At 55.2% G+C, this 7563-nt stretch carries 8 protein-coding genes, 1 pseudogene and 1 CRISPR repeat array; of the genes and pseudogenes, 7 read left to right on the top strand and 2 right to left on the bottom strand.

Annotated elements, in window-relative coordinates; all coding sequences use genetic code 11:
• Nucleotides 1–41: 41 nt before the first annotated feature.
• A CRISPR array of direct repeats spans nucleotides 42–1146; the repeat unit is 36 nt; unit sequence GTGCTGGGACTTGCTCCCAGCCGAATCAATGGAAAC.
• 85 nt (nucleotides 1147–1231) lie between these two features.
• From ACK4IR_RS10410 to recF, 4 genes are read left to right on the top strand one after another with little or no spacing between them, the layout of a single operon-like run.
• A complete protein-coding gene (locus tag ACK4IR_RS10410) occupies nucleotides 1232–2440 on the top strand; it encodes a M20 family metallopeptidase (protein WP_409874295.1) in 1209 nt (402 codons plus the stop codon).
• 6 nt (nucleotides 2441–2446) lie between these two features.
• Nucleotides 2447–3100 (top strand): response regulator transcription factor, encoded by a 654-nt coding sequence (locus ACK4IR_RS10405; RefSeq protein WP_409874294.1) that lies wholly within the window; start codon nucleotides 2447–2449, stop codon nucleotides 3098–3100.
• 47 nt (nucleotides 3101–3147) lie between these two features.
• A complete protein-coding gene (locus ACK4IR_RS10400) occupies nucleotides 3148–3636 on the top strand; it encodes a DUF427 domain-containing protein (protein WP_409874293.1) in 489 nt (162 codons plus the stop codon).
• Between the two features lie 10 nt (nucleotides 3637–3646).
• The gene (gene recF / locus ACK4IR_RS10395; RefSeq protein ID WP_409874292.1) at nucleotides 3647–4786 is read left to right on the top strand and encodes a DNA replication/repair protein RecF; all 1140 of its coding nucleotides are present in this window, start codon (nucleotides 3647–3649) and stop codon (nucleotides 4784–4786) included.
• On the opposite strand, the gene ACK4IR_RS10390 is transcribed toward recF, so the two are convergent.
• Together ACK4IR_RS10390 and ACK4IR_RS10385 are read right to left on the bottom strand one after the other, a co-directional pair.
• Nucleotides 4725–5111, bottom strand: a complete 387-nt coding sequence (locus ACK4IR_RS10390; protein WP_409874291.1) for a hypothetical protein — start codon at nucleotides 5109–5111, stop codon at nucleotides 4725–4727. The genes recF and ACK4IR_RS10390 overlap by 62 nt on opposite strands.
• A 7-nt stretch (nucleotides 5112–5118) precedes the next feature.
• On the bottom strand, nucleotides 5119–5424 hold the full coding sequence (locus ACK4IR_RS10385) for a cell division protein SepF (RefSeq protein WP_409874290.1): 306 nt from the start codon (nucleotides 5422–5424) through the stop codon (nucleotides 5119–5121).
• Between the two features lie 336 nt (nucleotides 5425–5760).
• Between ACK4IR_RS10385 and ACK4IR_RS10380 the strand changes: the two are divergent.
• The 3 genes and pseudogenes from ACK4IR_RS10380 to cbiQ all read left to right on the top strand — a co-directional run bounded on the left by ACK4IR_RS10380 (nucleotide 5761) and on the right by cbiQ (nucleotide 7563).
• Nucleotides 5761–6439, top strand: a pseudogene (locus tag ACK4IR_RS10380) (energy-coupling factor ABC transporter permease).
• Nucleotides 6432–6755, top strand: a complete 324-nt coding sequence (locus tag ACK4IR_RS10375; RefSeq protein WP_409874289.1) for an energy-coupling factor ABC transporter substrate-binding protein — start codon at nucleotides 6432–6434, stop codon at nucleotides 6753–6755. The pseudogene ACK4IR_RS10380 and the gene ACK4IR_RS10375 overlap by 8 nt, the downstream one beginning before the upstream one ends.
• Before the next feature lie 16 nt (nucleotides 6756–6771).
• The gene (gene cbiQ, locus ACK4IR_RS10370) at nucleotides 6772–7563 is read left to right on the top strand and encodes a cobalt ECF transporter T component CbiQ (RefSeq protein WP_409874288.1); all 792 of its coding nucleotides are present in this window, start codon (nucleotides 6772–6774) and stop codon (nucleotides 7561–7563) included.

Genomic DNA, 7563 nt, shown 5'->3' with positions numbered 1-7563 from the left:
GGAAACTTCTTCTTATTTCCTTTTCCTAATAAGGATTTACGGTGCTGGGACTTGCTCCCAGCCGAATCAATGGAAACTCGACGAAGGGATGGAGAACTTTCTTTCTGACCCCGTGCTGGGACTTGCTCCCAGCCGAATCAATGGAAACAGGCATCCTTCAACAGCCTCATCCTCCTCCACTAAGTGCTGGGACTTGCTCCCAGCCGAATCAATGGAAACTTCTTCTTATTTCCTTTTCCTAATAAGGATTTACGGTGCTGGGACTTGCTCCCAGCCGAATCAATGGAAACGGTGTGCTCATTTCGAGTGTTGATGATAATGTAGATAGTGCTGGGACTTGCTCCCAGCCGAATCAATGGAAACGAGGTGGTATGGACTACCTCATAGGTAGTCTCAGGGTGCTGGGACTTGCTCCCAGCCGAATCAATGGAAACTCAGATTACATAATTGCAGGTGTTGAGTCTAATTGTGCTGGGACTTGCTCCCAGCCGAATCAATGGAAACGCTCATAAACGCACAAAAACTTATCAGGTCGCTTGGGCGTGCTGGGACTTGCTCCCAGCCGAATCAATGGAAACGTGGTCGTTTCGGCTAGCATGTGGGTTTCTAGTTTGTGCTGGGACTTGCTCCCAGCCGAATCAATGGAAACGGTCTGCTTCCGTTACCTCGTCGAAGAAAATCACGTGCTGGGACTTGCTCCCAGCCGAATCAATGGAAACTTACTTGCCAACTCGTCGAGAGTTCTGGCGGGAGTGTGCTGGGACTTGCTCCCAGCCGAATCAATGGAAACACGGCGGCGGCGACCCAGTAAATGGAATCCTTCGTGTGCTGGGACTTGCTCCCAGCCGAATCAATGGAAACTTCAGGGGATTCGGCAATGTCGAGAATGGCTTCGAGTGCTGGGACTTGCTCCCAGCCGAATCAATGGAAACGCTTTGACATGAAAAGCTCACCCTGTCGGTTGACAGGTGCTGGGACTTGCTCCCAGCCGAATCAATGGAAACTACAAGAACTTGGGCACCGATTCCCGCCCCGCTAAGTGCTGGGACTTGCTCCCAGCCGAATCAATGGAAACACCCGCTACTGCGGCACGTACCCGCCAATCGGGGTGTGCTGGGAGCCTTTCCCAGCCGAATCAATGGAAACTAATGGAAACTAATGGAAACTTTCAAGGAGACATCGTTCGTTTATGCTAGAGATCAGGTCTTAGCTCCATCGCACTGTTGCCTCAATGGCTTTTCATCTCCCGCAACTGAGCTGCCGACTGCGTCCAGAGGTGGCTGCCCTCCAGCCCGAACTTGTGCAGTGGCGACGCTATTTGCATCAGCGCCCCGAATTGGCTTTTCAGGAGCACGGGACGGCGGCCTTTATCGGTGAAAAGCTGCGGCAATGGGGCATTCAGCATCGCACGGGCATTGCCCAAACGGGAATTGAAGCGGTGATTCCGGGGATGCGGCCGGGGCCGGTGCTGGCAATTCGCGCAGATATGGATGCCCTGCCGGTGCAGGAGGAAAATGATAAGCCCTACCGCTCTCTCTATGAGGGGAAAATGCATGCCTGCGGGCACGATGGTCATACGGCGATCGCCCTCGGTACGGCGAAATACCTTGCCCAGCACCGCAACTTTGCCGGTACGGTGAAAATCATCTTTCAACCTGCCGAAGAAGGTCCCGGTGGGGCTAAGCCGATGATTGAAGCGGGGGTGCTAGATACCCCAAAAGTGGATGCCATTATCGGCCTGCATCTTTGGAATTTTCTGCCCGTTGGGACGGTAGGGGTACGGGCAGGGCCTTTAATGGCCGCAGCCGAGTTTTTTGAGTGCCGGGTTCACGGTAAAGGGGGACATGCCGCCTTGCCGCAGTTTACGGTGGACACCGTCTTGGTGGTTGCCCAGATTATTACGGCACTGCACACGATTGTTGCCCGCAATGTGGATCCTCTAGAAACCGCCGTTATCTCCGTGGGAGCAGTGCATGCCGGCACCGCAAAAAATGTGATTGCCGATCGCGCCACCTTTGCGGGCACGGTGCGCTACTTTAAGCCGGAGCTGGGCGACTGGTTACCGCGGCGGATTGAGCAAGTCATTGCCGGCATTTGCCAGAGCTATGGCGCCACCTACCAGTTTGACTATCAGCGGATGTACCCACCCACCATCAACGATGCCAAGATGGCAGAATTGGTGCGATCGGTGGCCGAATCGGTGGTCGAGGTGCCCGCCGGCGTAACCCCCCATTGCCAAACCATGGCAGCAGAAGATATGTCCTTCTTTCTCAATGCAGTTCCGGGCTGCTACTTCTTTTTAGGGTCGGCCAACGGCACCCTAGGGTTAGATTTTCCCCACCACCATCCCCGCTTTGACTTTGATGAGACCGTCTTGAGTATTGGGGTGGAGCTATTTGTACGCTGCGTGGAGAAATACTGTGGTCTAGTGGAGACCTAATTCCCCATGTCCCTCACGCTCCTCATTGCCGACGATGATCCCGGCATTCGCGTGTCGGTGAGTCGTTTTCTGGAATCCGAAGGCTATTGTTGCCTCACAGCAGCCGACGGTGCCCAAGCCTTGGAGATGATCCATCGCTATCAGCCCCACCTGCTGATCACGGATATTGCCATGCCCAATATGAATGGCTATGAGTTGGTGCGGCAGGTACGCCGGCATCCCTCACTCCGCCTACTGCCTGTGATCTACCTCACGGCCCGCACCGAGTTGGAGGAGCGGATTCGCGCCTATCGCAGCGGGGGGGATGTCTATCTGGCCAAACCCTTTGACCTCAACGAGTTGGCGGCGGTGGTGCGCCACCTGCTGGATCGGGCGCAATTGGTGCAAATCGAGTGGCAGCAGCGACAGCAGTCCTCTTCGGCACCGAAAACCCAGCGCATTACAGTTGATTTGACCCAGCGGGAAAAAGAAGTCTTGGCGTTACTGGTAGCGGGCCTCTCCAACGCCCAGATTGGCGATCGCCTCCACCTAAGTGGCCGCACCATTGAAAAACACGTCAGCAGTCTCTTTCAGAAAACAGGAGTTCACAACCGTGCCGAGCTGGTGCGACTGGCCATCGAACAGGGGTTGGTGGAGCGGCAAACCAGTTCCCAAGCTTGAGCCATAGCGGTTACTGTCAAAGCAGGAGCTTTAGGAATGAAGACCCCATGCAACGAATTCCCCCTGCTCTTGGCCAAGAATCGGTTTGGGACTATCCCCGTCCGCCCCGGGTAGAACCCACGTCAAAACACCTGCGGGTGGTGTTTAATGGTGTGGTGATTGCCGACACCCGGCGGGGACAGCGCGTCTTGGAAACCAGTCACCCCCCCGTGTATTACTTTCCGCCAGAGGATGTGCAGTTGCAGTATCTGGTGCCCTCACCACGGCAGACCTTTTGCGAGTGGAAAGGACAGGGTGCCTACTACCATGTCAAGGTGGGCGATCGCCAAGCGGAAAATGCCGCATGGTACTATCCCCAACCGACCCCTGCCTTTGCGGCAATCCGCAACTATATTGCGTTCTATGCCGGGCCGATGGATGAATGCACCGTAGATAGTGTGGTGGTGATGCCGCAACCGGGGGGGTTCTATGGCGGCTGGATTACCCCCGACATTGTGGGGCCGTTTAAGGGGGCGCCGGGCACGTGGGGCTGGTAAGGGCGGGTAGGTGTTTCTCAAATCGCTGTATCTTCACCACTTTCGCAACTACAGTGAGCAAGCGGTGCGGTTTGTGGCTCCGAAAACGATCCTGGTGGGCGACAATGCCCAAGGCAAGTCCAATTTGCTGGAGGCAGTGGAGTGGCTGGCCACGTTGCAGTCCCACCGTACCCCTCGCGATCGCGACCTGATTCAGCAGGGACACGACAGTGCCCACATTGAAGCCACCCTTGAGCGCCACGGCGTTTCCCTAGAGCTGGCGGTGAGTTTGCGACCTCTGTCGGGCCGTGTCCTGCGGGTCAACGGCTGTAGCGTCAAGCGCACGGCGGAATTTCTAGGACAACTCAATGCGGTAGAGTTTTCCTGCTTCGATTTGGAGCTGGTACGCGGCACCCCGGCTCTGCGCCGCAGCTGGTTAGACCGCATCTTGGTGCAGTTGGAACCCCTCTATGGCCAACTCCTGCAAACCTACCAAAAAGCCCTGCGGCAGCGGAACGCCCTCCTCAGACAGGCCGGCAGCCAAGGATGGGATGAAGCCCTCTGGCAAGCCTGGAATCAGCAACTGGTGATCAATGGCACCCGTATCATCCGCCGCCGCCAGCGCCTCATTGAACGCTTGGCTCCCCTAGCAGCGCATTGGCATCGCGTCTTGAGTGGCGATCGCGAGCACCTGAGCTTGACCTACGAAAGCCATGTACCGATTGGGGATGGCAGCACAGAAGCCATTGTTGCCGCCTTTAGTGAGGCGTTGGCAGCTCGCCGCCCCATTGAACTGCTGCAAAAAACCAGTCTGGTCGGGCCGCACCGCGATGATGTTCGCTTCTGCCTCAATCACCAAAGTGCCCGTCAATTTGCCTCCCAAGGTCAACAGCGTACCCTTGTCTTGGCCCTAAAACTCGCCGAACTGGAACTGCTGGAAAGGGTGGTGGGCGATCCCCCCTTACTGCTGTTGGATGATGTGCTGGCCGAACTGGATTTGCAACGACAGCACATTTTACTAGAGGTGATGGGCGATCGCTACCAAACCTTGATTACCACCACGCACCTTGCTCCCTTTGCCACCCCTTGGCGACAGCAGGCACAAATTCTTAGGGTGACGGCGGGGAAGATCGCAAGCGTGCCTGACAGCGCTGCTCAAACCAGCGACTAATCTGGGGAATTGTTAGCTCGGCAATGGGTACGCCCTCCTGAGCAGCAATGTGCCGCAGTTGCTTCAGGGCACTAATGAGAATTTGGCCATACCAAGTCATAAATCCCCCTTGGCGTTCCTCCTGCGCTTGCAACTGGGGATCTGTCGCCACCAGCTCGTAGATTTGGGTTTCGCTGAGATCTTCAAGGGCAGTGGACGGCACGCTGGCATGGAGATAGCGCTGGGCATAGACGGCCACTCGAATCGCAAAGCGATCTGCTGCTGGCAAGAGCAGTTGATCAATCTCTTGACACTCACTGACGGTGAGCAGCTCCTCAGGGTTCATCAGTAGCCTAGATCAATCCAGCCGGTGTGGGGGTTGGCGTAGCTTCTTGGATATTGATAATGCTGGGGGTAAAGAGAAAGACACCATCCCCAAGGCGGGACTGATGGCCATTGATGGCGTAGGTACTGCCGGCGGCAAAATCAGAAATGCGCTGTGCCTCCGTCACATCGAGGTGCTCTAAATTGAGAATCACTGCCTTGTCGGCTCGCAGTGCTTGAACGATCAGGGTGGTATCACTGAGGGACTGCGGCTTGATCACCACTACTTCATAACCACTACTCAAAGCATGACTAAAGGCAGTCAGTTCACTCATGACAACTCCCCCCTGGGAACATAGCAACAGTACCTACGATTTAATAATGACACTAGACTTCATACTGTTGTACTGACTACATCGAAATTTATGCAAATTTCAGCCTTAAGGTCTTGTCACCGATGAATTCTTGAGTGTAGATGGCAGTTACTAAAGTTTGTTTTAGCACCCACTGGGCATATTCAATTAACCCGTTAGCCAACTAAAATGAACCAACTTGGGTTTAGGAACGGGTCAATGATTCAGAGCAAGCAAATGAAGCGATATGGCCCTTTGGGAGCGATCGCCCTACTCACTGCCTATGGCGTGATAGCCAGTCCGACCCCCGCTTTTGCGATGCACATTAGTGAAGGCTTTTTGCCTTGGGGATGGGCCTTGGGGTGGTGGCTCGCCTTTCTTCCTTTTTTAGGAAGCGGTCTGTGGGCACTGCAACGGCGCCTAAAAGGGCACCCCGAGTCGCAGGTTCTCTTGGCCTTGGTGGGAGCCTTTGCCTTTGTCCTGTCCTCCTTGAAAATTCCATCGGTGACGGGCAGTTGCTCCCATCCCATGGGAATTGCCTTGGGTGCAACGCTGTTTGACCCGTTGGTCATGACGGTGCTGGGCACCTTTGTTTTGCTCTTTCAGACCCTGCTGATTGCCCATGGCGGTCTGACGACATTGGGTGCCAATGGTTTTGCCATGGCAGTTGTTGCCCCCTGGGTAGCATGGGCAACCTATTCAATTGCTGAAGAGGCTAACGCAGCGGCAGGGGATGGCTCTTTTTGCAGCAGCCGTCCTCAGTAACGTAGTTGCCTACAGTCTCACGGCCTTGCAACTGGCTCTGGCCTTTCCGGATAGCAATGCCAGCGTTGCGCTGTCTTTTAGTAAGTTTGCTGCTCTGTTTGCCATTACCCAAATCCCTTTAGCCATTAGTGAGGGGTTTCTAACGGTGCTGATGGGAAATTGGCTGATGACCTACTGCCCAGAGGAACTTGCAGCGCTCCAATGGATTCGAGGACAAACCAGCCATGACTAAAGGACAGAAAAACAATTGGCTACTCTTGGGGGGCTTTGTCCTGCTGGTGGCTTGGCCGCTGCTTTTTGTCAAAGGCGACTTTGAGGGAGCCGATGCCCAAGCTGGCGAACTGGTCAAAGAACTCTCCCCAGACTACACGCCATGGGTAGAGCCGGTGTTTGAACCGGCCAGCAGTGAAATTGAATCTCTCCTGTTTGCCCTGCAAGCTGCCCTTGGGGCAGGGACGATTGGTTTTATTTTCGGGGGGTACCACGAACGGCGACGCCAACAGCGGCAAACCTCCGCCAGTGCTTCCAACAATGAGCCACGGTCATAGCTGAACACCGATTGGCATGCATCACCATCTGGATTGGTATGCCTACACCAATCGCCTGCGATCGCTCCACCCGGCCCAAAAGGTGCTCTTCAGTTTTGGCACCCTGGGAGTTGCCTTTTTTGCCCATCCTCTGGTGCAAGGGCTGCTGTGGTTTTGGTTAATCCTCTGGATTTTGGGCTATGCCCGTATCCCTTGGCGGGTGTATGCCCTGCTGTTGGGAACCGTCATTGCGTTCTGGGGTCTCAGCCTGCCGGCCTTGGTGGTGCAAGTGGTTCCCAACCCAGCTCTGGAACTGGCAGGGTTAACTCCTTTTGCTCAGCTTTCCCTTGGCGGTTGGTCGCTGGTGGTGACCTCAGAAAGTCTAAAGCAAGCGCTGGCCACAGGTCTAAGAACTGCCGTTTGCAGTACGGCGTTGCTGTTTCTTGTGCTCACCACGCCCTTTCCGTCTCTCCTAGCACTGGCCGCCCGCTGGGGGGTGCCGAGCTTTGTTTTGGAGATTTTGATGTTGATGTACCGCTATTTGTTTACTCTCTGGGAAACTGCCCTGACCCTGCAACTGGCGCAACGGGCACGGGGTGGCTATCTCCGGCGATCGCGCTGGCTCTTTAGCGTGAGTTTGTTGGCAGCTCAACTCCTGCGACAGTCTCTGTACCGCTATCAACAAATCAACCTTGCGCTGCTAAGTCGTGGCTTTCAAGGGCAGTTTCGCATCTTACACCCCCCGTCCTATGTCTATTCCCAACGCTACGGCCTTGAAATCCTCATTGGTGGCGGTGCCCTCATTGTGCTGAACACGATGGTGGCCTGA

This window comes from Thermosynechococcus sp. (assembly GCF_046299635.1).
GTDB lineage: Bacteria > Cyanobacteriota > Cyanobacteriia > Thermosynechococcales > Thermosynechococcaceae > Thermosynechococcus.
Note: the sequence above shows the minus strand (reverse complement) of the source record. Positions and strands in the feature narration are given on the sequence as shown.